The organism is Cricetibacter osteomyelitidis (assembly GCF_004340985.1).
Classification (GTDB): domain Bacteria; phylum Pseudomonadota; class Gammaproteobacteria; order Enterobacterales; family Pasteurellaceae; genus Cricetibacter; species Cricetibacter osteomyelitidis.
On the sequence record NZ_SLYB01000011.1, the window covers coordinates 59,846 to 86,444 of the forward strand.

A 26,599-nucleotide genomic window follows, 5' to 3' on the forward strand; every position below is an offset into this window, starting at 1 on the left:
AACACAAAGTGCGGTAGAATTTACCGCACTTTTTCTTTAAAATTACCTCGTTAAAAACAACGCTGCCGCACCACGCACACCACCCGAATCACCATGTATCGCTTTTTTAATCATCGGTACTTTAGCTGTACGCATTAAATGTTTAGGTAGGACTTTTGGCAGGGCATCGTAGAGATAATCGAAATTCGACAAGCCGCCGCCTAATACTATTAAATTCGGATCTAATACAGTAACGATATTGCCCAATGAAATTGCACAAAGTTCCACAAAAAGTTCGACAAATTTTACCGCTCTTTCGTCTTGCTTGTAAAAGCGTTCGATAATTTCACGAGCTGATAACGCTTCGCCTTGTAAATCACGATATAACATTTCAAAGCCACGACCGGAAAGATAAGTATCCAAACAAGCTCGATTACCACAACCGCATTCATAAATTGGCGCTTTGTCCCAACCTAATAATTTCAAGGCATGATAATTTAACTGCATATGCCCTACTTCACCCGCCATGCCGGTTTGTCCGGAATGAACCTTGCCGTTAAACACTAAACCGCCACCAAAACCGGTACCAAGAATAAGCCCTAAAACAAAAGGGTATTGCTGATTTTCTTCATCCCATGCTTCCGATAAAGCAAAACAGTTAGCGTCGTTCTCCGCTCGAATTTCGCGCTCCAAACGTGCGGATAAATCCTTTAAAATCGGCTTGTTATCCGCTACACGGATATTCGTAATTTCGGCAATACCGGTTTCCTTATTGACAAATCCCGGAACACCCAAACCTACGGTACCTTTGCAACCGAATTTTTCATCAGCTCGTCGCACTAAATCAACAATGGTATTCAGCCAGTTTTCATAGCTGTCTTTCGGGGTATTTACCCGTTCGGAATATTGCTTTTCCAATTTTTCATTAAACACCGCTAATTCAATTTTTGTGCCGCCGATATCAAATCCATAAAACATCATCATCCCCTTATTGATTAAAATTTTTATTATTTTAACCGCACTTTTGTATTTTGTCTTGTCCTAAAACAAAGAGCAAGAAAATTCTTGCCCTTTAGTTAATATTTTAAATATATCAGATAGTTACCCAACGTTGTTCTTTGCTGCTCCGTACAATAGCATCAACGATATGTACAATGCGTGCACCTTCATTGAAAGTGGCAAAGTCAGCGTGATCAACACCGATTTTTTTATTATCACGAATAAAGCTGTAATATTTTAACAACATATTTTTGAACGCATCCGGCCATCCTTCAATATGACCGCCCGGAAAATGAATGCTTAATGCAATATCTTTATCCGCTAAACTCGGATCATCTGAAATAATTTGATTTGCTTGTTCGCGATAACCGATTTTTAAATATTGAGGATTTTCTTGTTTCCAAGACAGTGATTTTTTACTGCCGTCTACATTGAGTTTCAAATCATTTTTATGACCGGCACTCACTTGCGATACTACAAAAGAGCCTTTTGTACCGTCTTCAAACCGTAATAAAATATTGGCATAATCTTCCGTCACAACCGGTTTTTCTTCAAAAGCCTGATCTTGCTTAGCAACACTGAAAGTTTCCTGATTTTTACTGACCTTACGTACCGGATGTACAATGCTGAAATCAGCAAATACTGATGCGATTCGTTTCCCTGTGACGAATTGAACGGTATCACACCAATGCGAACCAATATCTGCCACCGTGCGGGATATGCCGCCGATTTCCGGTTCAATACGCCAGTTGTAGTCTGTATCAAATAATAACCAATCCTGCAAATAATGTCCGTGAACGGCAAAAACCTTGCCAAGTTCATCTTTCTTACACATCGCTCTTGCCTGCTGTACCATGGCAAAATGACGATAAACAAACCCGACACCGTGAACAATACCTTTTTGTTCAGCAAGCGACACTAATTCATCCGCTTCTTGCGGAGTCAAACATAATGGTTTTTCTGAAAAAACATGTTTGCCCGCATTGATAATTTTTTTATTAATCTCTGCATGAATATGATTCGGCGTACAGTTATGCACGACTTGAATATCCGGATTTGCTAAAAAATCGTCAATACTGCCGTAAGCTAAAGGGATATTAAATTCTTTGGCTTTTTTATCGGCCAAATCCTGATTATTTTCGGCAATGGCAACAACTTCAACAAAACCTAAACGGCGGATTGCTTCAAGATGTGCAGCACCGATAAAACCCGTACCGATAATACCTGCTTTAATTCTCATTATTTTCTCCTATATTATTTGATACCTAATAAATCTATCGCTTGATTTAAATCATCACCTGTATCGGCGAAATTATCAAAGGCTTTTGATGATATCGGTATGATATGGCGTTGAATAAATTCGGCACCTTCTTTCGCCCCGGTATTACCGTCTTTCAAACAGCATTCCCATTCTAATACCGCCCAACCTGTATAATGGTATTGCGTTAATAAACTGAAAATGCGGGAGAAATCAATCTGTCCGTCACCGAGAGAACGGAAACGCCCGGCTCTGTCAATCCAGTTTTGATACCCGCCATATACACCGCTTTTGGCCGATATATTAAATTCAGCATCTTTAACGTGAAATGCTTTGATACGTTCGTGGTAAATATCGATAAATCCGACATAATCCATATGTTGCAATAACATATGGCTCGGATCATATAAGATATTACAACGCTGATGGTTATTCACTGACTCTAAAAAATGCTCAAAGGTTATTCCATCGTGTAAATCTTCACCAGGATGCAGTTCATAGCACACATCGACATCATTTTCGTCAAAACAATTCAGAATCGGCAGCCAACGTTTTTTAAGTTCATTAAAAGCCAAATTAACCAAACTTTCTTTACGCGGTGGCCATGGGTAAAAATAGGGCCAAGCTAATGAACCTGAAAAAGTCGCATGTGCATTTAATCCCAAATTCTTAGATGCCACAGCCGCTTTTTTGAGCGTATCAACCGCCCATTGTGTTCTGGCTTGATAATTATTTCTGACTGCTTCCGGTGCAAAACCGTCAAATGCTACATTATAGGCTGAATTAACCGCAACTAACTGCCCTTCTAAATGAGTAGACAGTTCACTGATTTCTAATCCGTACTGTGCCAAAATCCCCGTTATTTCATCACAGTAGGTTTGACTTTTAGCCGCTAATTCAAGATTAAAAATATGTGGATGATTGCAAGGAATCTGCAACGCTTTAAACCCTAATGATGCGGCCCACCGAGCTATTCCTTCCAAACTATTGAAGGGCGCTTGTTTATCAATAAACTGAGAAATAAAAATCCCCGGGCCTTTAATCGTTTTCATTATATCAATCTCCTATTTGCTTTCATCTTTATATTTAAATGAGACAAAAAATATCACTGCAATAATTGCCGCAAATATTGCCGGAATCCACCAGAAAGAAACCCATTGAGCTAATTCTGCCGTATTACCGTCGGCAAACATATTATTGAATAGTGCACCGGAAATTTGCGAACCTAACAACATACCAATACCGTAAGTGAATAGTACTACCATACTTTGTGCTTGAGCTTTCACTTTTTCACCGGCAATTTTATCGGTATAAATAAAGCCGACCACAAAAAAGAAATCGTAACAAATACCGTGCAATAAGATGCCGAAATAAATTAACCAACGGGTTTCTTCACCAACACCTAGCGCAAATAGGGCGTAACGTAAGAACCAAGCCGCCATACCGATAAACAGCATATATTTCACACCCAAGCGTTTAAAGAAAAAAGGAATTAACAACATAAAAATGATTTCTGACATTTGCCCCATAGACATCAGGCTGCTGATTTTCTCAAAACCGATTGATGATAGGAACGGTGCGGTATAGGCATAGTAGGTACCAAGTGGAATAGAAATTAATGTGGCACATACGGCAAATACCAAGAAATGTTTGATTTTTAACAGAGCAAACGCATCAGCACACATCAAATCACGCATCGCAAACGGTTGGCCTTTTGCCGGTGCCGGTGTATTTGGTAGTGTTAAACTATACACACCTAACACCACAGAACTAATCGAAGCAACATAAAAAATACTCACACTATCCGATAAATCTGCCTGACCAATGAATAGCCCTGCTACAATCCAACCGATAGTACCGAATACGCGTATAAGCGGGAATGATTTTTCACTGTTTTCCAAATTATGGAACGCAATATTATTTGTCAGGGCGACAGTCGGCATATAACAAAGCGTATAAATAAATAATAATGTGATAAGTGCGGTACCATTTCCGGCAACAATAAAATCCGGAATAAACCAAAGGATCACAGCCCCTACTAAGTGCAGGAATGCCAATACCCACTGCGATGCAAAGAATCTATCTACTATCATTCCTAAAATAAAGGGTGAAATAATGGATGCAATGGGTGAAGCGGAAAAAGCATCACCGATTAATGATGCCAGATTATGCCGGGTCATTACCACACCTAATGTTACAGACCAAGATCCCCAAATGAAAAATTCAATGAACATCATTAGAGATAATCGAGAAACAATAAAACCTGATTTTTTAGCTTGAGTCATTTTAGCCTCCAAGTGATTTATCTGAGTTACCAACTAAAAGTAATCGATTACTTTTAAGGTAAGAATAATTGTAATCGATTACTTTTAAGAATAAATAGAATTTTATTGAAATTGTGAGCAAGATCACAAAAATTAACTAGATCGTCGTTGGATGAATGTCCAATCTAATAAATGATGCTGTGCATTAAAAGCAGATGCATTTTCAATTTGTTCTAATAACAATTGAACCGATTTGCTACCGATTTCATCGCAAGGCTGTGCAATCGTACTTAGCGCGGGAACGGTGATTTGGCTGATATCCATGCCATCAAAACCAATTACGGCAATATCTTGCGGAATAGCAATATTTTGTTCTGTCAACATACTGATAATGCCCGCAGCCAACACATCAGAAACAGCAAAAACAGCATCCGGCAGTTCCGATGATGCCAATATCTGCCGAGCCGCAAATCTGCCGGAAATATAATCTAAATTTTCGGCATAATATACTTTGCCATAATTCAGCTGATAATAAGCAAGCTGCTCCCGATAGCCTTGTTCGCGATAACGGGCATATTGATAATTTAAATCATGATTAACCATTGCTATTCTATGTTTGCCGCTTTTAACAAATTGATCAACCACAAATTTTGCAGCAGAAATATCATCAATCCCTACCGAAGCTACTAGTGAATCAGGATCGAACTCGGCACATTGAACCCAAGGGTAATCACCTATGATAGTCTTTAATTCCGGTAATTTTGAAATAGCGTCCATTGTAATCACACCATCTACCATATGTCCCGAGAGTAGAGCTAATGATGAACGAGAACGATTCAGATCTGATTCGGAGTTACACAACAAAATGCGATAATTATTCTTTTCTGCTTCTTTTTCAATTCCTTTTACGATAGCTGCACAAAAGGGATTCGCTATATTTGATACCATTACTAATAACATTCCGCTTCGAGCTGTTCTCAACTGTCTTGCTAACAAATTTGGCTGGTAGTTCAATGATTCGATCACAGAGAGAACTTTATCTCTATTAGCTGGTTTGACACTAGGTAAATTATTCAATACACGAGATACTGTTGCGACAGAAACTCCTGCTAATTTTGCTATTTGTTGAACCGACATTTTTACTCCAACATTATTTTAAATAAAATCAAATTTCTTACTAATCCAACAAAAAATTCCAATATTTAATAACCATGCAATTAATGTTGAAACCAATAAATCTACCGGATAATGCATTCCTAAACGCAATCGGCTGATTAACATCAACACAGCCCAACATGCCATAAAAACAACCGCTACCGGCATAACTTGGCGCCTTTGCCCCTTAAATAAATAAGCAAAGCCTACAAAGAGCATTAACCAAGTAGCAGCAAAAATACTGTGACCGGAAGGAAACGAATAGCCTGTTTCATTTTCACGATGTGTTTTTAGCCAATGGGGTGTAACAGATTTATTACGATAAAACTCACTAACAATTTTTTCCCGCTCTGCACGGGGAACCGCATAAAACTGTTCATCAAATAAATTATGCTGTGTCATAATTTCCATGACATAAGGACGTGGTTCGGCAAACACAGCTTTTAAGCCGGATTTGATCGCTTGTGTGCCAAGTATGGCAAAAAGTGCGGTGAAAAAAATTAATTTATAATATTTTTTATCGCCCGAAAGCCACATTAAAGCAAAGCCCAATATGGTGGATGTTATTACTGCATAAGGCATACTGCCGGTTTCAGTAAGCCAATACAGGTTTTGATCAAAAGCGGTTAAAATAATATCACCATTCCATTGCCAAGCAAAAATCCATACAAAAAAAGGGACAAGACAGAGCAACAAAGTATATAATGAAAGGCGTTTTATCATAGGCTTAATCATTTAATTGAGAGATAATAGAAAAGTGATTCTAACATTATTTATTGCAAAATAAGAAGGAATAATATGTCAAAAATTCAACGGGTTGCTGAAGCCAATTTACCGACAGAGTTCGGTGTGTTTAAAATTGTCGGCTTTGAGTTTCCTGATACTAAAAAAGAACACGTTGCGTTGGTTATGGGGAATGTAGCGGACAGTGATGAACCTATCCTGGCTCGTATCCATTCGGAATGTTTAACTGGTGATGCCTTACACAGTTTAAAATGCGATTGCGGTTTTCAGCTTAATACTGCTCTACGTCAAATCAGCGAAGCGGGTAAAGGTGTTTTAATTTATCATCGTGAAGAAGGCCGTGGTATTGGTCTAATTAACAAAATCCGTGCTTATGCCTTGCAAGATCAAGGAATGGATACAATTGAAGCTAATTTGGCATTAGGTTTTTCTGCGGATGAACGTAACTTTGCTGTATGTGCCGATATTTTTGAGTTATTAGGCGTAAAAGAAGTTTGTTTAATGACAAATAATCCTGCCAAGATTGATACGATGAAACAAGCCGGCATTAACGTGGTGAAACGTGTGCCGCTCAATGTAGGCGAAAATCGTTACAATACCGATTACCTTGATACAAAAGCCAAAAAAATGGGGCATTTTATCATCCATAACGCTGAACAGTATTTATTATCTTGTCCGTATTGTCAGGAAGAAGTGCCACAGAAAGAAAAGTAACCGACATATCAAATATAAAGAACCTTGCTACAATGCAAGGTTTATTTTTGGTGGGTCGTGAGAGGCTCGAACTCTCGACCGACGGATTAAGAGTCCGCTGCTCTACCGACTGAGCTAACGACCCAAAAGGATTTGTTATAAATAAATTTCAAGTGGTGGGTCGTGAAGGATTCGAACCTTCGACCAACGGATTAAAAGTCCGCTGCTCTACCGACTGAGCTAACGACCCAAAAGGATTTGCTATAAATAAATTTTAAGTGGTGGGTCGTGAAGGATTCGAACCTTCGACCAACGGATTAAAAGTCCGCTGCTCTACCGACTGAGCTAACGACCCAAAAGGTTTTGTTATAAATAAATTTTAGTGGTGGGTCGTGAAGGATTCGAACCTTCGACCAACGGATTAAAAGTCCGCTGCTCTACCGACTGAGCTAACGACCCACTGACATATTACTGCTTCGTAACGGAGTGCTATAATACGGATTTTCAGGGAATAATCAACAACTATTTTATTTTTTTTGTTTATTTGGATAAATAGCCGTCAATATACGGCTTATTTATGCCAAAAGAAAAGCCGAATAACAATTATTCGGCTTTTTCTGTTCGGATAGATACTTTGCTAATTAGTATGCTAACACCGCACGACGGTTTTTAGCATAATCAGCTTCTGTGTGACCTAACACAGCTGGTTTTTCTTCACCGTAAGAAACAGTTGAAGTTTGGCCTTGAACACCTTTAGATGCTAAGTAGTTTTGTACTGCATCTGCACGACGTTGACCTAATGCAATGTTGTACTCCGGAGTACCGCGTTCGTCAGTGTTACCTTCGATGACTACTTTAGAAGCCGGAGTTGCAGTTAAGTATGCTGCATGAGCATCTAAGATTGATTGATATTCACTTTCAATGTCATAACGGTCAAAACCGAAGTACACAGTGTTATAACGTTGTTGTAAATCTTCAACAGAATAACCACCGAAAGTTGCATTTGCGTTTGCATTACCGTTTGCATCATTAGAAGATGAAGAACATGCTGCTAATAATACCGGTGCTGCAGCCAGTAAAACTTTAGTAAATTTGTTCATTTGTTAAGTTTCCTTAGTTTTTGGTTAGATATGGTGACCAGGCCGGGAATTTTACTTGCCCATCGTTGCCGGGTAACCGTGCTTTAAAGCGTCCATCCGCGGATACTAATTGTAACACCTTTCCTACGCCTTGTGTAGAGCTGTAAATAATCATGATGCCATTCGGTGAAATACTCGGGCTTTCATCAAGGAACGTTGAACTTAAAACTTCTGTGCTTCCTGAGACTAAATCGGTTTTCACAATATGATCACCTGAAATTGTTACCAGTGTACTGCCGTCTGCAGATATTTGCCCACTATAAGTACGACCGCCACCACTGATTAAAGATGCACTGCCACCGAATGCACCCATTTTATAAACAGACGGAGAGCCGCCTCTATCTGATGTGAACAAAATTGAGTTACTATCAGGAGACCAACTCGGTTCGGTATTATTTCCTTCACTATGAGTCAACTGAGTAACCTGTCCACTACCAAGATTCATTACATAAATGTTTAGCTTACCATCTTTTGATGAGGCAAAAGCCAAACGTGTACCATCCGGAGAAAATGCCGGTGCGCCGTTGTGCCCATTATAATTCGCCACAACTTTGCGGGAACCGGAAGCTAAATCGTGTAATACAACTTGTGCTTTTTTATTTTCGAATGATACGTACGCTAATTTTTTACCGTCTGCGGACCAAGCCGGAGACATCATTGGTTGTGAATTACGTGCTACAATAAACTGATTGAAGCCATCATAGTCTGCCACACGCACTTCATTACTACCGTTATTTTTTTGTACAATATAGGCAATTCTAGTTCTAAATGCACCTCGAATGCCAGTTAATTTTTCAAATACTTCATCACTTACGGTATGTGCACCATAACGGATTTGGTTTTGTGATACTAAATAACTGTTTTGTGCTAACACGCCACCAGGCTGTCCTGTTGCTCCGATAGTATCAACTAATTGATACGCAATATTAAAACCGCCGCTTGAAGGCGTTATTTGACCGACCACTACGGCATCAATACCTAATGCAGACCACGCAGCTGAATCAACTTCACCGGCTGAGCTCGGTTGTTGTGGCATTTTACTCACGTCAATCGGATTAAATTTACCACTGTTACGTAAATCGGCGGCTACAATTTCACCGATATTTGCCGGTGCCGAACCCGGACCGTTCCATTTAAACGGTACAACCGCGATAGGACGGGCACTATCCACCCCTTCGTCAATCACGATACGCACTTCTGCAGTTGCGATTGAACTTATTAACATTCCCACTAACGCAAGAAATACAGTCATACGAGAAATTAATTTCATTGATTAATCACCTATTCTATTGAATGAATCCTTTCCTAAATTAACGTAGTTTTCTCGGGTCAAAACCTAAAGTAAAGCTACGATATGTACTATACACATTTGCTGGTGGAGGTTCACGCATTTTTTTCGTTGCCGCAACGGCACGCATTGCTGCTGCACATAAATCTTCCGGACCAGAAATTTTGCGATAACTTAAAATTGTACCGTCTTGAGCCAATTCAATTTTAATATCACAAACTTTGCCGGCAAAACTAGGATCCGTTTTAAAGTGCGGTTTAACACTGCGATAAATTACGCTGCCGTATCTATCGCCGGTTTTGCCGCCATCCCCCATACCTAATCCGGCACCTGTTCCGGTTGAACCTTGACGATTAGCATTGCCGCCTTTCAAAGCACTACCACCGCCCATTTGACCGCCGTCTAAGAAATTATCCAGTGCTTGTTGATCCGCTTTGCGTTTCGCTGCTGCGATCGCATCTGCTTTTGCTTTCGCCTTAGCATCTGCCTTTGCTTTAGCTTCGGCGTCCGCTTTTGCTTTCGCTTCTTTAGCGGCTTGTTCTTTGATAGCTCTTTCCTTAGCTTCTTTTGCGGCTTGTTCTTTGGCTGCTTGCTCCGCTTTGCGTTTTTCTTCCGCGGCTTTTTTAGCTTCTGCAGCTGCGGCCTGTTTTGCTTTCGCCTCCTCTTCCGCTTTCTTCGCTGCGGCTTCTAAACGTTTGGCTTCGGCATCGGCTTTGAGCTTTGCCGCTTCTGCTTCACGCTTGGCTTTTGCTTCTTCCGCAATTTTTTGCTGTTTTAACGCTTCTTGTCTGGCTTGTTCTTGTTTTTGCTTTTCCGCTTGCTGTTGTTTTTGCTGTTCAAGCTGTTTTTGGCGTTCAATTTGCTTTTGTTTTTCGATTTCTTGCCGACGTTGCTGTTCCGCAATTTGTGCCTGATTATCTTCTACTTCAACAGGCTTTTCTTCCACCGCCGGTTCAGGTTGAACTTTCGGCTTTTCAGCACTGCCTTTTTTCTGCTGTTGTAATCGCCCCCATTCTTGAGCCGCTGATCCAGTATCTACCATCACTGCACCGATTACATCGCCGTCACCTTCGCCGCCACCCATTATTTCCATAGAGTGATACATGGAACCTAAAATCAGCAAACCGAACAAAATAATATGCAAAATAAGCGAAATCAGCACCGCACTTATAGGTTTATCTTGTTTATTTGTCTGCACAATAAAATCCTATTGAGTTTAAATTGGATTGGTCATTAATCCAACTGATTTAATCCCGGCTAAATGAAGTAAATTCAACGCTTTGATGACTTCTTCATAAGGCACGTCCTTTGCCCCACCTACTAAAAATAAGGTGTTGTTATCTTTATCAAATTCCGCTTTGGACATTTCGGTCACCTGCTCTTCCGTTAAACCTTCGGAACGGTCTCCGGCAATAGAAATCGCATATTGCCCGATACCGGATACTTCTAAGATCACCGGCACTTTGTCTTCATTAGAAACGGATTGGCTGTCCACTGCATCCGGTAATTCCACTTGTACACTTTGACTAATAATCGGTGCGGTTGCCATAAAAATAAGCACCAATACTAATAATACGTCCAAAAACGGGACAATATTAATTTCGGACTTGATCTCACGACGTTTACGACGATAAGACATATTATTTTCTCTTAAAAAATCTTTTCTAAAAACCACCGCACTTTTCACTCTGGACAACAAAAAGTGCGGTCAATATTAATGTTGTTTTTGACCGAATACTTGACGGTGTAAAATTGTGGTGAACTCATCAATGAAGTTACCATAATTCTGTTCTAATTTCGTTACGCGTCCGCTTAAACGGTTATAAGCCATTACCGCAGGAATTGCTGCGAACAAACCAATTGCCGTTGCAATCAAAGCTTCCGCAATACCCGGTGCGACCATTTGTAAGGTTGCTTGTTTTGCACCACTTAATGCCATAAAGGCATGCATAATTCCCCACACTGTACCGAATAATCCGATATACGGACTGATGGATGCCACCGTTGCCAAAAACGGTACGTTAGTTTCCAGATCTTCCACTTCACGGTTCATCGCCAAATTCATTGCACGGGAACTACCTTGAATAATGGATTCCGGTTCCGGATTGGATTGTTTTAAGCGATTAAATTCTTTAAAGCCCACATAGAAAATTTGTTCGCTGCCGGACAATCCGTCACGACGGTTTTCTAAACCTTCGTATAATTTATTCAAATCTTCGCCGGACCAGAAACGGTCTTCAAATACTGCCGAATTTTTCAATGCTCGACCTAACACTCGGCTACGTTGAATAATAATCGCCCAAGAAATGACCGAGAAAAGAATCAAAATCATAATGACTATTTGAACGACAATACTGGCGTTCATAAATAATTCAAAAAAGTTAAACTCACTAGACATTAAATGACTCCGTAGAATTGTCTATTATTATGTTGTTACACGGTTAAAAATGCGGCTTTCACTTCATCAGGGATCGCCACCGGTTTCATCTTACTTAAATCTACACAGGCAATTTTGACCGTTGCGGTGCATAGAATTGAATCTTCTTTCTTTAACGTTTGTTTAAAATTGATGGTTGCCGCTGTAAAATTTTCCACTTCTGTTTTAATGGTTAACCAATCGTCCAAGCGCGCCGGCAGACGATAATCAATCGTCATATTCCGCACAACAAATGCAATATGCTTTTCCGCTAATAAATTTTGTTGTGAAAAAGCCAGTGTCCGTAAATATTCTGTTCTTGCCCGCTCAAAAAAGTGTAAATAACGAGCATGATACACCACTCCACCGGCATCAGTGTCTTCATAATAGACACGCACATTCATAGAAAAGTTTCGATTTTCAGTAGTCAATGGGTAATCCTTATGTATAAAAAACAGTTACAGACGGAATTTTTGCGTATTGTATAGCAGAATGTAAGATAAGCAAGAACAAAGTGCGGTCAATATTAAAATATTTTTTAAATTTTTACCGCACTTTATAATCCGTACCCGTCATTTAATCTTTCTTTATTATTTATAAATAATGGAAACTTTTCAACATCTTGTAATAATTCTTTGATATAAATCATATTTAATTATTATTTAATAGCAATTTTTATCAAATATGCTATATTTGCTTCGATTTTCCAGTTTTCCGTTATTACTGAAAACTATCGATTTTTTTAGCCAAATTATAAGGGGCAAATTATGTTATTTTTTATTCAATTTGCTATCGTGTTAGTCTGTATTCTGATCGGTGCCCGTTTAGGCGGTATCGGTTTAGGGGTTATGGGCGGCGTCGGTCTAGCAATCTTAGCATTTATCTTTAATTTACAACCAACCAGTCCACCAATTGATGTAATGTTGATGATTATGGCCGTAGTTTCCGCCGCAGCGGCAATGCAGGCTGCCGGCGGTTTGGATTATATGATTAAAATCGCAACCCGCATTTTACGTAAAAATCCAAAATACGTGACCTTTATGGCTCCGGCTGTAACTTGGACTTTCACCGTGTTAGCGGGGACAGGGCATGTCGCTTATTCCGTATTACCGGTAATTGCAGAAGTAAGCCGTAATAGCGGCGTACGTCCTGAACGACCTCTATCTATGGCGGTAATTGCATCGCAATTTGCTATTGTTGCCAGTCCAATTGCAGCTGCAGTGGTTGCAACGGTAAACTATCTGGAACCACAAGGTATTACGCTTGGTAACGTGCTAAGCGTGACTATGCCGGCAACGGTATTAGGTATTGCGTTGGCTTGTATATTCGTTAATAAAATGGGTAAAGAGTTAAAAGATGATCCGATTTATTTACAACGTTTACAAGACCCTCACTATGCTGAAGCATTAAAAGCGACTTCTGTTGAAGATAATTCTGAAATTTCAAAAACAGCAAAAATCTCAGTCGGTATTTTCTTAGCAGCCGCATTCATCGTGGTATTATTAGGTGCGATGCCAAGCTTCCGCCCGGCATTTGACGGTAAAGCGATGGGTATGGCACATACGATTGAAATCGTGATGTTATCTGCAGCGGCATTAATTATTATGATCTGCAAACCGGACGGTACCGAAATTACTCAAGGTTCCGTATTCCATGCAGGTATGCGTGCGGTTATCGCCGTATTCGGTATTGCATGGTTAGGTGATACCTTAATCCACGCACACATCAGTGAATTACAAACCGAAATTAAAACTGTGGTCGAAACGATTCCACTGGCATTCGCACTTGCGTTGTTTATTCTTTCCGTATTAGTAAACAGCCAGGGAGCAACTGTGGCGACACTATTCCCTGTGGCGATTGCAATCGGTATTCCGGCACCGATTATTATTGCGACCTTTGTTGCAGTAAACGGTTACTTCTTTATTCCGAACTACGGTCCTATCATTGCATCAATCGACTTTGACTCAACAGGGACAACGCGTATCGGTAAATACATTTTCAACCACAGCTTTATGATTCCGGGCTTACTCAGCATGGCGTTCTGTTTAGCATTCGGTTGGGTGTTTGCACAAGTCTTGCTATAATAACAGGCGTAGAATATTTGAAGAGTTGATTTATGATAAATCAGCTCTTTTTTATTCACAAAATAACTCCTTTCTCTTCACTAATTTATTGCTATAATAAACCAAATCATCTCAACTCTTTTAGAGATAAACTATGAAATTAAAACATTTTTTTATTGCGTTAGCATTGCTACCCAGTTATGTTTTTGCCGATTGGTTACCGGTCGGCAAAGTGGAATATAACTGGGGGCCTTTTCATATTTATAATGTAACGCTTTCCACCGAAACCGGTCATTATGAAGCAAATCAACGCCCATTAATGTTGACCTTGCAATATGAAAAACCGGTAGAAGGTAAAAATTTTGCCATTACTTTGATGAAAGAAATCGATAATAAAACCTATAAAGATATTAATTCCGATCAGGTCGTTAAAGATTTGCAATCTATATTGCCCGATTTACGCCCTAACGATGTGTTACATTATGTTGCATTACCGGACCGCGGTTATTTTATTTATAACGATACGGTACTGAATAAAGAATTTTTAGGCGATATAAACAATGCGATTGTGGATATTTGGCTTTCACCGAACAGCAAATATATTGTCGAAAAAGATAAGCTCACCGGTAAATCAACAGAAAAACAAAATATTAAGCCAATTACTGAAACACCGGAAGTAGCCCCTTTAGAACAAGAAAATGCCGATCCGCCAATGCCGACGGAACAGAAACATGGTGAAATAAAAAATAGATACAAAAAAGCGGTAAAAATACCGCTTTTTTGTTAGACAATGTGTTTAGGCTTCAGCAACTACTTCTACGTTATCACGTATACGGCAGCTACATGCCAATACATAACCTGCTGCAATTTCGTCTTCTGTTAACGAACCATTGTTTTTCACTTCTAAACCGCTTTTATCCAATACGATTGTTTTACAAGTTCCGCAAATACCACTACGACACGCTGCGACGATCGGCTGTTTGTTTTCTTCCAACGCGGCTAATAACGTCATACCCACCGGTACTTCAAATTCTTGTATTGATGCTCCGCGGATTGATAATGTTGCTTTTTTATCCGGATCGATTTCAGATGCCACTGCCGTACCAAAGAATTGCTCCACAAAGAATTTATCTTGCGGTACACCCGCGTTATCAGCGATTTCTTTTAAGGTTTCGATATAGCTTTCAGGACCGCACACTAAAACGGTTTTGTCTGCTAAATCCGGTACGAAATGGCGTAACATCCCTTCGCTGATACGTCCTGCAATAAAGCCGTCTAATGCGTTAACGGATGCATTGATGATTAATTTTAATTGTGGATGTTGAACACGTAACCGTTCCCATTCATTTTTAAAGATAATATCTTTCGGTGAGTGAACACTGTAAATCACAGTTAACGGCATATCAGGATATTTTGCCAATAAATGACGAGCCATTGAGATAATTGGTGTAATACCGCTGCCCGCTCCCACTAATAAATAGTTGTCACTTTGGATTTTCGAACAAGTGAAATCCCCCATCGGTTCTGAAAGCCAAACAATATCGCCGACTTTTAATTCTTTGTTGATCCAAGTTGAGCCTACGCCGTTTTCGATATGGCGAACGGTTATCGTAACAAATTCACTCATGCCCGGTGTGGATGAAAGCGTATATGCACGGGCAATATTGTAAGTATTTTTAATACTTAACATTGCATATTGACCCGGTTGATAAGGATAAAAATCATGTGCAATTAAATTAACGGTCACTACATCTTTGGTTTCTTGCACAATACTGTGCACCATCATTTCATGTGTACAAATCGGATTATTATTTGCCATTTTGTATGTTCCAAATAGAATTCAAAAGAGGAGAAAGTGCGGTTAAAATTTGAAAATTTTTTACCGCACTTTTTAAGAAAATTAAGCCGCTAATGCTTCAGCTAAGTCATTTGCCGCATTACCTGTTGTGCGTAAACCGAATTTTTCGTTTAACACAGCAAGTAAGTTGTCATTTAAAAATGCCGGTGCCGTCGGGCCTGTGTAGATGTCTTTCACCCCTAATGCCAACAAAGTTAACAATACGACGATAGCTTTTTGTTCAAACCAAGAAAGTACAAGGGTTAACGGCAAATCATTTACGCCGCAACCTAATTTGTTCGCCAAATTAACGGCTAACATGATGGCGGAGTAAGAGTCGTTACATTGACCGGCATCCAATAAACGCGGGAAGCCGTCGATATCACCGAAATCTAATTTGTTGAAACGATATTTACCGCAGCCTAACGTCAACACAACGGTGTCTTTTGGTGCTTTTTGAGTAAATTCCGTGTAGTAGCTACGTTCTTCAAGGCTACCGTCACAACCACCTACCACAAATACGTGTTTTAATTTACCTTTAGCCACCATATCGATCACGGCATCAGATGAATCCAACAAGGTTTGACGACCAAAGCCTACAGTGATGTTATGCGGGATTTCATCGTAAGGGAAACCGGCTAAGGTTTTCGCTTGTTCGATTACGGCTGTGAAATCGTGATCATCTAAGTGTTTAACGCCCGGCCAGCCAACGATGCTGCGTGTCCAAATACGATCACCGTATTCACCCACGTTCGGGTCGATTAAACAGTTGGATGTCATAATGATTGGACCAGGAAAACGGGCAAATTCTTTTTGTTGATTTTGCCAGCCTGAACCATAGTTACCCACTAAGTGCTTATGTTTTTTCAATTCAGGATAGCCGTGTGCCGGTAACATTTCACCGTGTGTGTAAATGTTGATGCCGGTACCTTCGGTTTGTTCCAAAAGATTTTTTAAGTCTTTCAAATCATGACCTGAAATTAAGATACATTTACCTGCAACCGGTTTTACGTTTACCGTTGTCGGAACAGGGTTGCCGTATGCCTCAGTTTCACCTTTGTCCAATAACGCCATCACTTCAAAGTTGGTTTTACCGATTTTCATTGAGCATTCAACTAATTCGTTGATATCGCTCGGATTTGTACCAAGCCATGCCATAATTTCGTGGAATTTACGATACACTTCGTTATCGTATTGACCTAATACGTGAGCGTGTTCCATGTACGCTGCCGCACCTTTTAAGCCGTATAATGCAAGCATACGCAAACCATGTGCTTCATCACCGATTTCTGCTTTATCTTTGTTTAGGGCGAAATCTGCGGCTTGTTCGGTTAATATATTAATATCTGAACCATTTAATTGAATGTGTGCTAACGGATGATCTAAATTTGCACTTGGATTTTTTTCACGAATACGTTGAATTAAGCTGTCACGGTATGCTATAGCTTCTTGAGCATAGCCAATGATACGAACAGAATCGAAGTTTACATTAGTGAGTGTTGAAAAAAACGCACGAGCGGCGAAAGAATCAATGTCGTGATCAATAATGGCATAATCACGAGCCAATAACGCCCACGCAGAAAGGCTTTGTAGTGATGCTACCAAAAGGTCTTGTAAGTCTGAAGTTTCAGCTGTTTTACCGCACATACCTTGTGAATAGCTACAACCATTACCCGTAGGAGCGTGCATGGTTTGTTCGCATTGAATGCAATACATAATAAATTCCTTTTGAGAGAGTTGAAAGTAAATTACTGTACTGAATTTATGTGATTGAGAGAAAAAATCCAGTACTAAAACCGAGTAAAATAATAGGGTATTTTATTCATAAAATAAAAGCCTTTTTATAATAAAAAGACTTTTATTTGATCTAGATCAATGCAAAACTCAAAACTATAAATCCATAAAAATTTTATGGTTATTTATTAAGAATAACAATCACTTCCGTTATAATACCTACGAATTAAGCACTCACCCAAAATAAAAAAATTGGTAATAATAAATGAATTTACTTATTACCAATAATTCTATCTACTACTGACATAAGATTTCAAAAATACCAATAGTTTTGTTTCTACATTAAAATCGCTATTACTTGGCTAACCTAATAAAAAAACGTTCAAATGTAATATAAGAAATATAACTGATAACTAAAGTAAGACTAATCACAAAGAGCAGACTATACCAAATAGAAAAATGAGGAAATATTTTCTTCACGATTACTATGAGAAAAGGATGAATTAAATAAATCCCATAACTTATCTCACCAAGAACAATAAGTATCAGTCTCATAAATTTAGGTAATAAAAATTTACCTTTAAAAAATATTAAAACCAATAAAATAGATAAAACACTAAATAATATTCTATTTTCATGTGTAATTATAGCACTCATTCCACCAGAAACCGGATAATAAATAAACATCAAAATTACTATAATTAAACTACAATAATATATGATTGATTGATTGATTGATTGATTGATTGATTGATTGATTGATTGATTGATTGATTGATTGATTGATTGATTGATTGATTGATTGATTGATTGATTGATTGATTGATTGATTGATTGATTGATTGATTGATTGATTGATTGATTGATTGATTGATTGATTGATTGATTGATTGATTGATTGATTGATTGATTTTCAGTATTGTAGAATACAATACCTATTGCAATTCCTGCAACAAAAAGAAATAGTTGATTTAATGGATTTACATAATTTTTCCAATTCTCCGATATAGTAAATGAATGATCCAATTTAAAATATGCAAAATATAAAAATAGGACAAGAGGAAATAATAAAAAAAACCAAAATAATCTCTTAGATTTTTGATAAAAAAATATAAAAAAAGGGAAAAATAGATAAAATGTCAGTTCATTCCCTATAGACCACCCGCCAGTGACAAAATATTGAGACCAATCCAAAACGGAAAATAATCCTGTCACATTCAAAACTAAGGTAACAACATTATTTACACTATATTCATTGCGAAAAATAAAGGAAATTATTGTTAATACGACAAATAATGGAAATATTCTAAAAATACGTTTTTTAAAAAAGTTTAAAATTACATTAACTTGTGAAAAATCCTTATTCATATAGACAATATAAAGTGTAAGACCACTTAATATATAAAAAATTGATACCCCATAAATACCCACTCTACTAATAAAATCTGAAGCGTTAGGGATATATCCACCAACAAATACAACAATATGATAAATCATTATTCCAAATGCACATAGGCCTCTTAAATAATCCAAGTTATCTATTCTATTTTTTTTCATTATTCCTCTAATTAAATTACTTTAAAGATTTCCATTATCGCACTATAAATTAACACACCACCAAAAAATAAGAAAATGACGCCGGCTACATTATCTACATAACGGCTGTATTTACTGTAAAATTGTTTGGCAACATTGCGGGAAAATAATACGGAAATCACATAAAAATAAAAAAAAGTTTCTACGATGATGATAGCAAGTGCGGTCAAAATTTGAGAAGTTTCAGTAATTGAAGCCAATACGCCGGACATGACACTGGCAAAATAAATGATGGCTTTAGCGTTGGATAAATTCACCAGCATACCCTTGCCAATTTCTTTTGCAACAGTAGTATTTTGATTCATTTCTGCTTCTGTTTGTTTGGTAAATACTACATTTTTGCGGCTTTTCGCCATTAACACGCCAAGATAAGCCAAATAACTACCGCCAAGTAATACGATAATGCCGTGGGACATCGAATAATTATCAAATAGCACTTTCAAGCCGAGTAATGCCGCCGTCGCCCAAAAAGCCACACCCAAGGTAATACCGAAAATTCCGGCGGTAACATTACGCCGAGAATTACTCGCCGCCATGCGGGAAACATAGAAAAAATCGGGCCCCGGTGTAATCAAACCGAAAAAGTGGATAATCATTAAATTCAGCATAATGTATTCCTAGAGAATCACACGAACTAACACAACAACAAGAATGGAATAAATCGCCGCCAACATATCATCAATCATAATGCCAAAGCCGCTTTCTAATTTTTCATCAAAATAGCGGATAGGATAAGGCTTCAAGATATCAAAGAAACGGAATAACGTAAATGCCGCAAGCAACCAAGGCCAAGACAAATCGGGAATCGCGAGCAATACCATAAAAATTCCGATAATTTCATCCCAAACAATAGCACCGTGATCGTGTACCCCCATATCATCCGCCGTTTTCTGGCATAAATAACAGCCGAACACAAAGCCAAGTGCAGTCAAAATTGCAAAAGAAATCGGTGAAATGAAATACAACAGGAATGCACCGACAATTAATCCTGCCAACGTTCCCCAAGTACCCGGAGCGGGATTAAGCAAACCCGAACCAAATCCCACGGCTAAAAAATGCACCGGATTTGAGAGTTTGATTCTTTTTAATGGATTGCTACTTTGCATAGTGATTAACCGAAATGATCAAATCCCCGTCGAAAATCCGATAATTCGACTGTTTGACCAAATTGTTGAAAAGTAATGTTTCCGGCTTGTTTTGCGGCTCTAATTTGCCCCACACAAGTATAAGGCACATTCAAATTAGCTAAAGTGCGGTCTAATTTAGCTCGATTTATTTCCGGTACGGTAAAGCAAAGTTCGTAATCTTCACCGCCGCATAATGCTAAATGCTGTGCTTTTTCGAGTCCTACGGTTTCAATCAGCTCGGCAGATAAAGGCAATTTATCCAACTCAATCATCGCACTACATTGGCTACGTGCTAAGATATGCCCAAGATCAGCTAAAAAGCCATCGGAAACATCAATGGCAGTACAGGAAAGTTCCGACATCGCCAATTCCAATCCCAATAACACTCTTGGTGTTGGACGTAAATGTCGTTGAATTAAATATTTTTCCGCAAAATTGACCGCACTTTGATCTTGTAATAATAGTTCTAAGCCTGCAGCACTATCGCCTAATGAACCGGATACATAAATCCAATCTCCCGCTTTTGCACTATGACGGCATAATGCACGGCCTTTTTGTAAAATCCCTTGTGCAGTCAAGGTTAATGATAACTGCCCTTTGGTCGTATCACCGCCAATCAACTCAACGTTATAATGATCTAAAATTTGGAAAAAACTTTCGCTGAATTCGCTCAGCCATAAATGATCAACTTTAGGCAACGTCAAGGCAAGTGAAATCCACGCAGGTTCGGCGCCCATTGCCGCAAGATCGCTTAGATTCACCGCAACGGATTTATAAGCTAAATCCGCCGCAGAAATATCGGGTAAAAAGTGAGTATTTTCCACCAAGGTATCGGTGGTAATGGCAAGACGTTGGTTTTTATTGAGTTCCGTAATAGCACAATCATCGCCCACGGCTAAAATTACGTCTTTGCGCGGGGGTCGATTTGATGCCATAAAATAGCGTTGGATAATGTCAAATTCTCCGTTCATTTCAAACCCTTTTGCATATAATACGGATTATTATTTACGATTCAATACCGGTGCTAATTTGTCCAATACACCGTTAATATATTTGTGACTATCGTCCGAACCAAACACTTTTGCTACTTCGATAGCTTCGTTGATGACAACTTTATAGGGCACATCGGTTTCGTATTTCAACTCATAAACGGAAAAACGCAAAATTGCTTTTTCGATAGGATCTAATTCTTCTACAGCACGATCTAAATATGGTGTCATAGTTTGATCTATATCGTCGATATGCGCTACCGTTTGACGAAATAACTGGCGGAAATAAGGTTTATCCGCCCCTTTCAGCACATCTTCATCGGTGAAAAATGCCAATTCGATTTCTTCCGCCGGATTTTGCGATACATACCAAGAATATAGTGCCTGTGCAGTACACTCGCGAGCACGGCGACGGGGTGATGCTTTTTTTATTTGTCCAGTCATATTAGGCCGCTTGAATTTGATCTAATAAATTAACCATTTCTAAAGCCGTTAAAGCGGCTTCCGCACCTTTATTACCGGCTTTAGTTCCCGCACGTTCAATGGCTTGTTCAATATTTTCAGTAGTTAATACACCAAATGCCACCGGAATTTCCGACTGCATTGCCACTTGACCTAAACCGCTGCTGGCTTCACCGGCAACATATTCAAAATGAGCCGTACCGCCACGGATTACTGTACCTAACGCCACGATCGCATTATATTTTTTGCTATCAGCCAAACGACGAGCCACTAATGGCAATTCATACGCACCCGGTGCGCGTACGATAGTGATATTTTCATCTTTTACTTGACCGATACGTTTAAGAGCATCAATAGCACCTTCTAATAAACTTTCGTTGATAAAACTGTTAAAACGAGCAATCACAACGGCTACACGTGCATTCGGCGCTACAACTTGACCTTCTAAAATTTCCATTTGGATTTCCTATGAATTAATTTGGATAATGGTGTTTAACTAAAAATTTGCGGCGGATTTTACCATATTTTGAAAAAAATAACCGCACTTTTTTCAGTGCGGTTAGGGTTATCTATGGGTAAGTTATTAAAGTGCGGTCTATTTTAATAATTCTTTTAAGGCTTTACCAATATCCGCCAAACTTTTCACAGTTTTGACTCCGGCAGCTTCAAGTGCCGCAAATTTTTCATCGGCAGTACCTTTACCGCCACTGATAATTGCTCCGGCATGCCCCATTCGTTTGCCTTTTGGTGCTGTGACACCGGCAATATAGCTGACCACCGGTTTGGTAACGTGCTGTTTAATAAACGCCGCAGCATCTTCTTCCGCCGAACCGCCAATCTCACCGATCATCACAATAGCTTCGGTTTCCGGATCCGCTTGAAATAATTTCAGAATATCGATAAAGTCAGAACCCTGAATAGGGTCACCACCAATGCCCACACAGGTTGATTGACCAAAACCTTCATCAGTTGTTTGTTTTACCGCTTCATAAGTCAATGTGCCGGAACGGGAAACAATACCAATATTGCCTTTTTTATGAATATTCGCAGGCATAATACCGATTTTACATTCTTCAGGAGTGATCACTCCCGGGCAGTTAGGACCGATCATCACAACGCCGGTTTGATTTAAACGCTGTTTGACTTGCAGCATATCCAATGTCGGAATTCCTTCTGTAATACACACAATCAATTGTATACCCGCATCAATCGCTTCTAAAATCGCATCTTTACAACCCGGAGCAGGCACATAAATCACGCTCGCAGTCGCTCCCGTTACATCAACGGCTTCTCTCACGGTATTAAAAACAGGCAAACCAAGGTGAGTTGTACCACCTTTATTTGGCGATACGCCACCTAATAATTTTGTCCCATAGGCTAAAGCCTGCTCGCTATGAAATGTACCTTGTCCGCCAGTAAAACCTTGACAAATCACTTTAGTATTTTTATCAATCAAAATCGCCATATATTCTTTCCTTATTTCGCTGCTTTCACTGCCTGTTCTGCGGCATCAGTTAATGTGCCGGCAGCAATAATATTTAATCCGCTTTGTTTGAGTAATTCTCGCCCACGCTCTGCATTGTTACCTTCCAAACGAACAACAACAGGCACTTTAACCCCGACTTCATCTACTGCGGCAATAATACCTTCGGCAATCAAGTCACAACGGACAATACCACCAAAAATATTCACCAACACAGCTTTTACTGCTTGATCGGAAAGAATAATTTTAAATGCTTCGGCAACTCGTTCTTTTGTCGCACCACCGCCAACATCAAGGAAATTAGCCGGTTCTCCACCGTGCAACTTAATGATATCCATCGTTCCCATTGCTAAACCGGCACCATTCACCATACATCCGATATTGCCTTCCAACGCTACATAATTTAAATTATAAGACTCCGCTAAGGTTTCACGAGGATCTTCTTGGCTTGGATCGTTCATTTCGGCTAATTCCGGCTGACGATATAGTGCATTACTGTCTACGGCAATTTTCGCATCAAGACAAATCAAAGTATTCTCTTGTGTAACCACAAGGGGATTGACTTCTAGCAAAGATAAATCTTTTTCCATAAACATTTTTGCCATTTGAGTAAAAATATAGACAAATTGATTAACCAACTTCCCTTTCAAACCCAATTTAAACGCCAATTCACGCCCTTGATAAGGTTGACCGCCAGTAAGCGGATCAATCACCACTTTATGCAATAAGTGCGGTGTTTTTTCTGCCACTTCTTCAATATTGACTCCACCTTCTGTGGAAGCCATAAAAATTACTCGTTGCGAAGCACGATCCAGCACGGCACTAAGATACAGTTCACGTGCAATATTCGCCGTTTCTTCAATATAAATAGAATTAACCGGTTGCCCTTTCTCACCGGTTTGGAATGTAACTAAACGCTGACCAAGCCATTTTTCAGCAAATTCTTGTGCTTCTTTCACATTGCGAATCAGTTTAACCCCACCAGCCTTACCACGCCCACCGGTATGTACTTGACACTTCGCAGCCCATTTATCACCGGAAAGTTGTTGCACTGCCAAAATTGCATCATTAACTGAATCACAAATAATACCCTTTGCAATAGGTAATTGATAAGATGCAAATATTTGTTTGCTTTGATATTCGTGTAGATTCATAGCCTTCCTTTATTAATTATTCTGATGGGATCATTGAATATGTTGTTAGAGTATAACGAAGTTATTGGAAAAGGCTATAATTTTTATCATTTTTATAAAAACAAAAAAACCGCAACTCTTTCAAATTGCGGTTTCTTTAATTTGAACCTGATGGTGTCCTACTCTCACATGGGGAAACCCCACACTACCATCGGCGTTACTGCGTTTCACTTCTGAGTTCGGGATGGAATCAGGTGGTGCCACAGCACTATCGCCATCAGGATATTCTGCCTTCCGATAACAACCGTCACATGACGACGCTATCTTACTCATATTCCTACGATGATTTTCTCTTTTCTATTCTTTAAATTCAGAAACAAGCTGCTTTCTAACTCTTTTTTCTTCTGAGTATTATTCCGGCGATGCTCTTTTCTTATCGCCTTGTTATTCTGTTATTTGCTCCGGTTTATTCCGCTCTGACTTCCGATATTAGACGTTTAGACTCGCTATTATTCTGTCTTCTGTCCTCCGTCTTCCGTCCTCCGAAACAAAAACCCTTGAGCGTTGTATAGTTAAGCCTCTCGGGCAATTAGTATGGGTTAGCTCAATGTCTCGCAACACTTACACACCCCACCTATCTACGTCTTAGTCTTAAACAACCCTTACAATCTCTTAGATTGGGATGACTCATCTCTTGGCAAGTTTCGTGCTTAGATGCTTTCAGCACTTATCTCTTCCGCACTTAGCTACCGGGCAATGCGTCTGGCGACACAACCCGTACACCAGTGGTGCGTCCACTCCGGTCCTCTCGTACTAGGAGCAGCCCCAATCAATCATCCAACGCCCACGGCAGATAGGGACCGAACTGTCTCACGACGTTCTAAACCCAGCTCGCGTACCACTTTAAATGGCGAACAGCCATACCCTTGGGACCTACTTCAGCCCCAGGATGTGATGAGCCGACATCGAGGTGCCAAACACCGCCGTCGATATGAACTCTTGGGCGGTATCAGCCTGTTATCCCCGGAGTACCTTTTATCCGTTGAGCGATGGCCCTTCCATTCAGAACCACCGGATCACTATGACCTGCTTTCGCACCTGCTCGACCTGTCCGTCTCGCAGTTAAGCCTGCTTATACCATTGCACTAACCTGACGATGTCCGACCGTCATTAGCAAACCTTCGTGCTCCTCCGTTACGCTTTGGGAGGAGACCGCCCCAGTCAAACTACCCACCAGACACTGTCCGAACACCTGTACTTGGTGTTTCGTTAGAACATCAAACGTTAAAGGGTGGTATTTCAAGGTCGTCTCCACGCAAACTGGCGTTCACGCTTCTTAGTCTCCCACCTATCCTACACATTAAAATTCAAGGTTCAGTGTCAAGCTATAGTAAAGGTTCACGGGGTCTTTCCGTCTAGCCGCGGGTACACCGCATCTTCACGGCGATTTCAATTTCACTGAGTCTCGGGTGGAGACAGCCTGGCCATCATTATGCCATTCGTGCAGGTCGGAACTTACCCGACAAGGAATTTCGCTACCTTAGGACCGTTATAGTTACGGCCGCCGTTTACTGGGGCTTCGATCAGGTGCTTCTCTTTCAATTACACCATCAATTAACCTTCCAGCACCGGGCAGGCATCACACCCTATACGTCCACTTTCGTGTTTGCAGAGTGCTGTGTTTTTAATAAACAGTTGCAGCCAGCTGGTATCTTCGACTTACTTCACCTTCATGCGCAAGGCACTACAATTACCGTAAGCGCACCTTCTCCCTAAGTTACGGTGCTATTTTGCCTAGTTCCTTCACCCGAGTTCTCTCAAGCGCCTGAGTATTCTCTACCTGACCACCTGTGTCGGTTTTCAGTACGGTTTAGTAAAACCTTTCGCTTAGTGGCTTTTCCTGGAAGTGTGGTATCGGCAACTTCTTGTCCGTAGACAATCGTCATCAGCTCTCGGTGTTAAAAGAAGACCGGATTTGCCTAGTCTTCCCACCTACAACCTTAAACAAGGATTTCCAACACCTTGCTTGCCTAACCTGCTCCGTCCCCACATCGCAGCTTTACCAAGTACGGGAATATTAACCCGTTTCCCATCGACTACGCTTTTCAGCCTCGCCTTAGGGGCCGACTCACCCTGCCCCGATTAACGTTGGACAGGAAACCTTGGTCTTCCGGCGAACGGGTTTTTCACCCGTTTTATCGTTACTTATGTCAGCATTCGCACTTGTGATACGTCCAGCA

Annotated in this window: 25 protein-coding genes, 4 tRNA genes and 2 rRNA genes; 3 read left to right on the plus strand and 28 right to left on the minus strand. The window is 39.9% G+C overall.

All coding sequences use genetic code 11. The features are described 5' to 3' along the window. Positions 1-42: 42 nt before the first annotated feature. The 6 genes from nagK to EDC44_RS06835 all read right to left on the minus strand — a co-directional run bounded on the left by nagK (position 43) and on the right by EDC44_RS06835 (position 6,390). On the minus strand, positions 43-957 hold the full coding sequence (gene nagK, locus EDC44_RS06810; RefSeq protein WP_131976737.1) for an N-acetylglucosamine kinase: 915 nt from the start codon (positions 955-957) through the stop codon (positions 43-45). A gap of 115 nt (positions 958-1,072) precedes the next feature. Further along, complete coding sequence (locus EDC44_RS06815) at positions 1,073-2,218, minus strand: Gfo/Idh/MocA family protein (protein WP_131976687.1); 1,146 nt, start codon at positions 2,216-2,218, stop codon at positions 1,073-1,075. Positions 2,219-2,232: 14 nt separating this feature from the next. After that, the gene (locus EDC44_RS06820; protein ID WP_131976689.1) at positions 2,233-3,288 is read right to left on the minus strand and encodes a sugar phosphate isomerase/epimerase family protein; all 1,056 of its coding nucleotides are present in this window, start codon (positions 3,286-3,288) and stop codon (positions 2,233-2,235) included. A 12-nt stretch (positions 3,289-3,300) separates the two neighbouring features. Next, entirely contained in the window at positions 3,301-4,521 is a 1,221-nt protein-coding gene (locus EDC44_RS06825; protein WP_131976691.1) for an MFS transporter, read from the minus strand. Between the two features lie 132 nt (positions 4,522-4,653). After that, the gene (locus EDC44_RS06830; RefSeq protein WP_131976693.1) at positions 4,654-5,637 is read right to left on the minus strand and encodes a LacI family DNA-binding transcriptional regulator; all 984 of its coding nucleotides are present in this window, start codon (positions 5,635-5,637) and stop codon (positions 4,654-4,656) included. An 18-nt stretch (positions 5,638-5,655) separates the two neighbouring features. Next, a complete protein-coding gene (locus EDC44_RS06835) occupies positions 5,656-6,390 on the minus strand; it encodes a phosphatase PAP2 family protein (protein WP_131976695.1) in 735 nt (244 codons plus the stop codon). 63 nt (positions 6,391-6,453) lie between these two features. Between EDC44_RS06835 and ribA the strand changes: the two genes are divergently transcribed. Continuing rightward, a complete protein-coding gene (ribA, locus tag EDC44_RS06840) occupies positions 6,454-7,113 on the plus strand; it encodes a GTP cyclohydrolase II (RefSeq protein WP_131976697.1) in 660 nt (219 codons plus the stop codon). Positions 7,114-7,161: 48 nt separating this feature from the next. Here the strand turns inward: ribA and EDC44_RS06845 are convergent. The 10 genes from EDC44_RS06845 to ybgC form a co-directional block, all read right to left on the minus strand. Further along, positions 7,162-7,237 (minus strand) — tRNA-Lys (locus EDC44_RS06845). A gap of 29 nt (positions 7,238-7,266) precedes the next feature. Then, positions 7,267-7,342: transfer RNA gene (locus EDC44_RS06850), tRNA-Lys, on the minus strand. Between the two features lie 29 nt (positions 7,343-7,371). Continuing rightward, a tRNA-Lys gene (locus tag EDC44_RS06855) sits at positions 7,372-7,447 on the minus strand. Positions 7,448-7,475: 28 nt separating this feature from the next. Beyond that, positions 7,476-7,551: transfer RNA gene (locus EDC44_RS06860), tRNA-Lys, on the minus strand. A gap of 182 nt (positions 7,552-7,733) precedes the next feature. Beyond that, positions 7,734-8,192 (minus strand): peptidoglycan-associated lipoprotein Pal, encoded by a 459-nt coding sequence (gene pal, locus EDC44_RS06865; RefSeq protein WP_131976699.1) that lies wholly within the window; start codon positions 8,190-8,192, stop codon positions 7,734-7,736. A gap of 13 nt (positions 8,193-8,205) precedes the next feature. After that, the gene (gene tolB / locus EDC44_RS06870; protein WP_131976701.1) at positions 8,206-9,501 is read right to left on the minus strand and encodes a Tol-Pal system beta propeller repeat protein TolB; all 1,296 of its coding nucleotides are present in this window, start codon (positions 9,499-9,501) and stop codon (positions 8,206-8,208) included. Between the two features lie 40 nt (positions 9,502-9,541). Then, positions 9,542-10,717, minus strand: coding sequence for a cell envelope integrity protein TolA (tolA, locus tag EDC44_RS06875; RefSeq protein WP_131976703.1), 1,176 nt, complete (start codon positions 10,715-10,717; stop codon positions 9,542-9,544). An 18-nt stretch (positions 10,718-10,735) separates the two neighbouring features. Next, positions 10,736-11,158 carry a colicin uptake protein TolR gene (gene tolR / locus EDC44_RS06880; protein WP_131976705.1) on the minus strand — a complete coding sequence of 141 codons (423 nt, stop codon included), beginning with the start codon at positions 11,156-11,158 and terminating at the stop codon, positions 10,736-10,738. 75 nt (positions 11,159-11,233) lie between these two features. Then, positions 11,234-11,917, minus strand: coding sequence for a protein TolQ (tolQ, locus tag EDC44_RS06885; RefSeq protein WP_131976707.1), 684 nt, complete (start codon positions 11,915-11,917; stop codon positions 11,234-11,236). A gap of 35 nt (positions 11,918-11,952) precedes the next feature. Next, complete coding sequence (gene ybgC, locus EDC44_RS06890) at positions 11,953-12,339, minus strand: tol-pal system-associated acyl-CoA thioesterase (RefSeq protein ID WP_131976739.1); 387 nt, start codon at positions 12,337-12,339, stop codon at positions 11,953-11,955. Between the two features lie 363 nt (positions 12,340-12,702). On the opposite strand from ybgC, the gene EDC44_RS06895 reads away from it, so the two are divergent. Beyond that, on the plus strand, positions 12,703-14,019 hold the full coding sequence (locus tag EDC44_RS06895; RefSeq protein ID WP_131976709.1) for an anaerobic C4-dicarboxylate transporter: 1,317 nt from the start codon (positions 12,703-12,705) through the stop codon (positions 14,017-14,019). A gap of 133 nt (positions 14,020-14,152) precedes the next feature. Further along, positions 14,153-14,785, plus strand: a complete 633-nt coding sequence (locus EDC44_RS06900; RefSeq protein WP_131976711.1) for a hypothetical protein — start codon at positions 14,153-14,155, stop codon at positions 14,783-14,785. Positions 14,786-14,794: 9 nt separating this feature from the next. Here EDC44_RS06900 and hcr read toward each other — a convergent pair whose 3' ends face one another. The 12 genes from hcr to EDC44_RS06960 form a co-directional block, all read right to left on the minus strand. After that, on the minus strand, positions 14,795-15,817 hold the full coding sequence (gene hcr / locus EDC44_RS06905; protein WP_131976713.1) for an NADH oxidoreductase: 1,023 nt from the start codon (positions 15,815-15,817) through the stop codon (positions 14,795-14,797). A gap of 81 nt (positions 15,818-15,898) precedes the next feature. After that, positions 15,899-17,551: a hydroxylamine reductase gene (hcp, locus tag EDC44_RS06910; RefSeq protein ID WP_131976715.1), complete on the minus strand. Its 1,653-nt coding sequence runs from the start codon at positions 17,549-17,551 to the stop codon at positions 15,899-15,901. A 372-nt stretch (positions 17,552-17,923) separates the two neighbouring features. Further along, positions 17,924-19,126, minus strand: a complete 1,203-nt coding sequence (locus tag EDC44_RS06915; protein ID WP_131976717.1) for an acyltransferase family protein — start codon at positions 19,124-19,126, stop codon at positions 17,924-17,926. Between the two features lie 11 nt (positions 19,127-19,137). Next, positions 19,138-19,773 (minus strand): LysE family transporter, encoded by a 636-nt coding sequence (locus tag EDC44_RS06920; protein ID WP_131976719.1) that lies wholly within the window; start codon positions 19,771-19,773, stop codon positions 19,138-19,140. Between the two features lie 9 nt (positions 19,774-19,782). Continuing rightward, the gene (locus EDC44_RS06925; protein WP_131976721.1) at positions 19,783-20,271 is read right to left on the minus strand and encodes a phosphatidylglycerophosphatase A family protein; all 489 of its coding nucleotides are present in this window, start codon (positions 20,269-20,271) and stop codon (positions 19,783-19,785) included. Between the two features lie 5 nt (positions 20,272-20,276). Continuing rightward, positions 20,277-21,263 carry a thiamine-phosphate kinase gene (thiL, locus tag EDC44_RS06930; RefSeq protein WP_131976723.1) on the minus strand — a complete coding sequence of 329 codons (987 nt, stop codon included), beginning with the start codon at positions 21,261-21,263 and terminating at the stop codon, positions 20,277-20,279. 30 nt (positions 21,264-21,293) lie between these two features. Then, positions 21,294-21,725, minus strand: coding sequence for a transcription antitermination factor NusB (gene nusB / locus EDC44_RS06935; RefSeq protein WP_131976725.1), 432 nt, complete (start codon positions 21,723-21,725; stop codon positions 21,294-21,296). 1 nt (position 21,726) lies between these two features. Next, positions 21,727-22,200, minus strand: coding sequence for a 6,7-dimethyl-8-ribityllumazine synthase (ribH, locus tag EDC44_RS06940; protein WP_131976727.1), 474 nt, complete (start codon positions 22,198-22,200; stop codon positions 21,727-21,729). 138 nt (positions 22,201-22,338) lie between these two features. Then, on the minus strand, positions 22,339-23,208 hold the full coding sequence (gene sucD, locus EDC44_RS06945) for a succinate--CoA ligase subunit alpha (protein ID WP_131976729.1): 870 nt from the start codon (positions 23,206-23,208) through the stop codon (positions 22,339-22,341). An 11-nt stretch (positions 23,209-23,219) separates the two neighbouring features. Beyond that, positions 23,220-24,380, minus strand: a complete 1,161-nt coding sequence (gene sucC / locus EDC44_RS06950) for an ADP-forming succinate--CoA ligase subunit beta (protein ID WP_131976731.1) — start codon at positions 24,378-24,380, stop codon at positions 23,220-23,222. A gap of 145 nt (positions 24,381-24,525) precedes the next feature. Beyond that, positions 24,526-24,641, minus strand: a 5S ribosomal RNA gene (gene rrf, locus EDC44_RS06955). Between the two features lie 286 nt (positions 24,642-24,927). Further along, positions 24,928-26,599: ribosomal RNA gene (locus EDC44_RS06960) — 23S ribosomal RNA — on the minus strand; the annotation flags it as partial.

Excerpts from the sequence above, each read along its gene's own strand:
- ribH (WP_131976727.1), bottom strand. The coding sequence starts at position 22,200 with ATGGAAATTTTAGAAGGTCAAGTTGTAGCGCCGAATGCACGTGTAGCC.
- EDC44_RS06815 (WP_131976687.1), bottom strand. The coding sequence starts at position 2,218 with ATGAGAATTAAAGCAGGTATTATCGGTACGGGTTTTATCGGTGCTGCA.
- EDC44_RS06835 (WP_131976695.1), bottom strand. The coding sequence starts at position 6,390 with ATGATTAAGCCTATGATAAAACGCCTTTCATTATATACTTTGTTGCTC.
- pal (WP_131976699.1), bottom strand. The coding sequence starts at position 8,192 with ATGAACAAATTTACTAAAGTTTTACTGGCTGCAGCACCGGTATTATTA.
- ybgC (WP_131976739.1), bottom strand. The coding sequence starts at position 12,339 with ATGAATGTGCGTGTCTATTATGAAGACACTGATGCCGGTGGAGTGGTG.
- tolR (WP_131976705.1), bottom strand. The coding sequence starts at position 11,158 with ATGTCTTATCGTCGTAAACGTCGTGAGATCAAGTCCGAAATTAATATT.
- EDC44_RS06830 (WP_131976693.1), bottom strand. The coding sequence starts at position 5,637 with ATGTCGGTTCAACAAATAGCAAAATTAGCAGGAGTTTCTGTCGCAACA.
- tolB (WP_131976701.1), bottom strand. The coding sequence starts at position 9,501 with ATGAAATTAATTTCTCGTATGACTGTATTTCTTGCGTTAGTGGGAATG.
- EDC44_RS06825 (WP_131976691.1), bottom strand. The coding sequence starts at position 4,521 with ATGACTCAAGCTAAAAAATCAGGTTTTATTGTTTCTCGATTATCTCTA.
- EDC44_RS06925 (WP_131976721.1), bottom strand. The coding sequence starts at position 20,271 with ATGCAAAGTAGCAATCCATTAAAAAGAATCAAACTCTCAAATCCGGTG.
- EDC44_RS06915 (WP_131976717.1), bottom strand. The coding sequence starts at position 19,126 with ATGAAAAAAAATAGAATAGATAACTTGGATTATTTAAGAGGCCTATGT.
- thiL (WP_131976723.1), bottom strand. The coding sequence starts at position 21,263 with ATGAACGGAGAATTTGACATTATCCAACGCTATTTTATGGCATCAAAT.
- EDC44_RS06895 (WP_131976709.1), top strand. The coding sequence starts at position 12,703 with ATGTTATTTTTTATTCAATTTGCTATCGTGTTAGTCTGTATTCTGATC.
- hcp (WP_131976715.1), bottom strand. The coding sequence starts at position 17,551 with ATGTATTGCATTCAATGCGAACAAACCATGCACGCTCCTACGGGTAAT.
- nusB (WP_131976725.1), bottom strand. The coding sequence starts at position 21,725 with ATGACTGGACAAATAAAAAAAGCATCACCCCGTCGCCGTGCTCGCGAG.
- tolQ (WP_131976707.1), bottom strand. The coding sequence starts at position 11,917 with ATGTCTAGTGAGTTTAACTTTTTTGAATTATTTATGAACGCCAGTATT.
- EDC44_RS06920 (WP_131976719.1), bottom strand. The coding sequence starts at position 19,773 with ATGCTGAATTTAATGATTATCCACTTTTTCGGTTTGATTACACCGGGG.
- sucC (WP_131976731.1), bottom strand. The coding sequence starts at position 24,380 with ATGAATCTACACGAATATCAAAGCAAACAAATATTTGCATCTTATCAA.
- EDC44_RS06820 (WP_131976689.1), bottom strand. The coding sequence starts at position 3,288 with ATGAAAACGATTAAAGGCCCGGGGATTTTTATTTCTCAGTTTATTGAT.
- ribA (WP_131976697.1), top strand. The coding sequence starts at position 6,454 with ATGTCAAAAATTCAACGGGTTGCTGAAGCCAATTTACCGACAGAGTTC.
- EDC44_RS06900 (WP_131976711.1), top strand. The coding sequence starts at position 14,153 with ATGAAATTAAAACATTTTTTTATTGCGTTAGCATTGCTACCCAGTTAT.
- hcr (WP_131976713.1), bottom strand. The coding sequence starts at position 15,817 with ATGGCAAATAATAATCCGATTTGTACACATGAAATGATGGTGCACAGT.
- sucD (WP_131976729.1), bottom strand. The coding sequence starts at position 23,208 with ATGGCGATTTTGATTGATAAAAATACTAAAGTGATTTGTCAAGGTTTT.
- nagK (WP_131976737.1), bottom strand. The coding sequence starts at position 957 with ATGTTTTATGGATTTGATATCGGCGGCACAAAAATTGAATTAGCGGTG.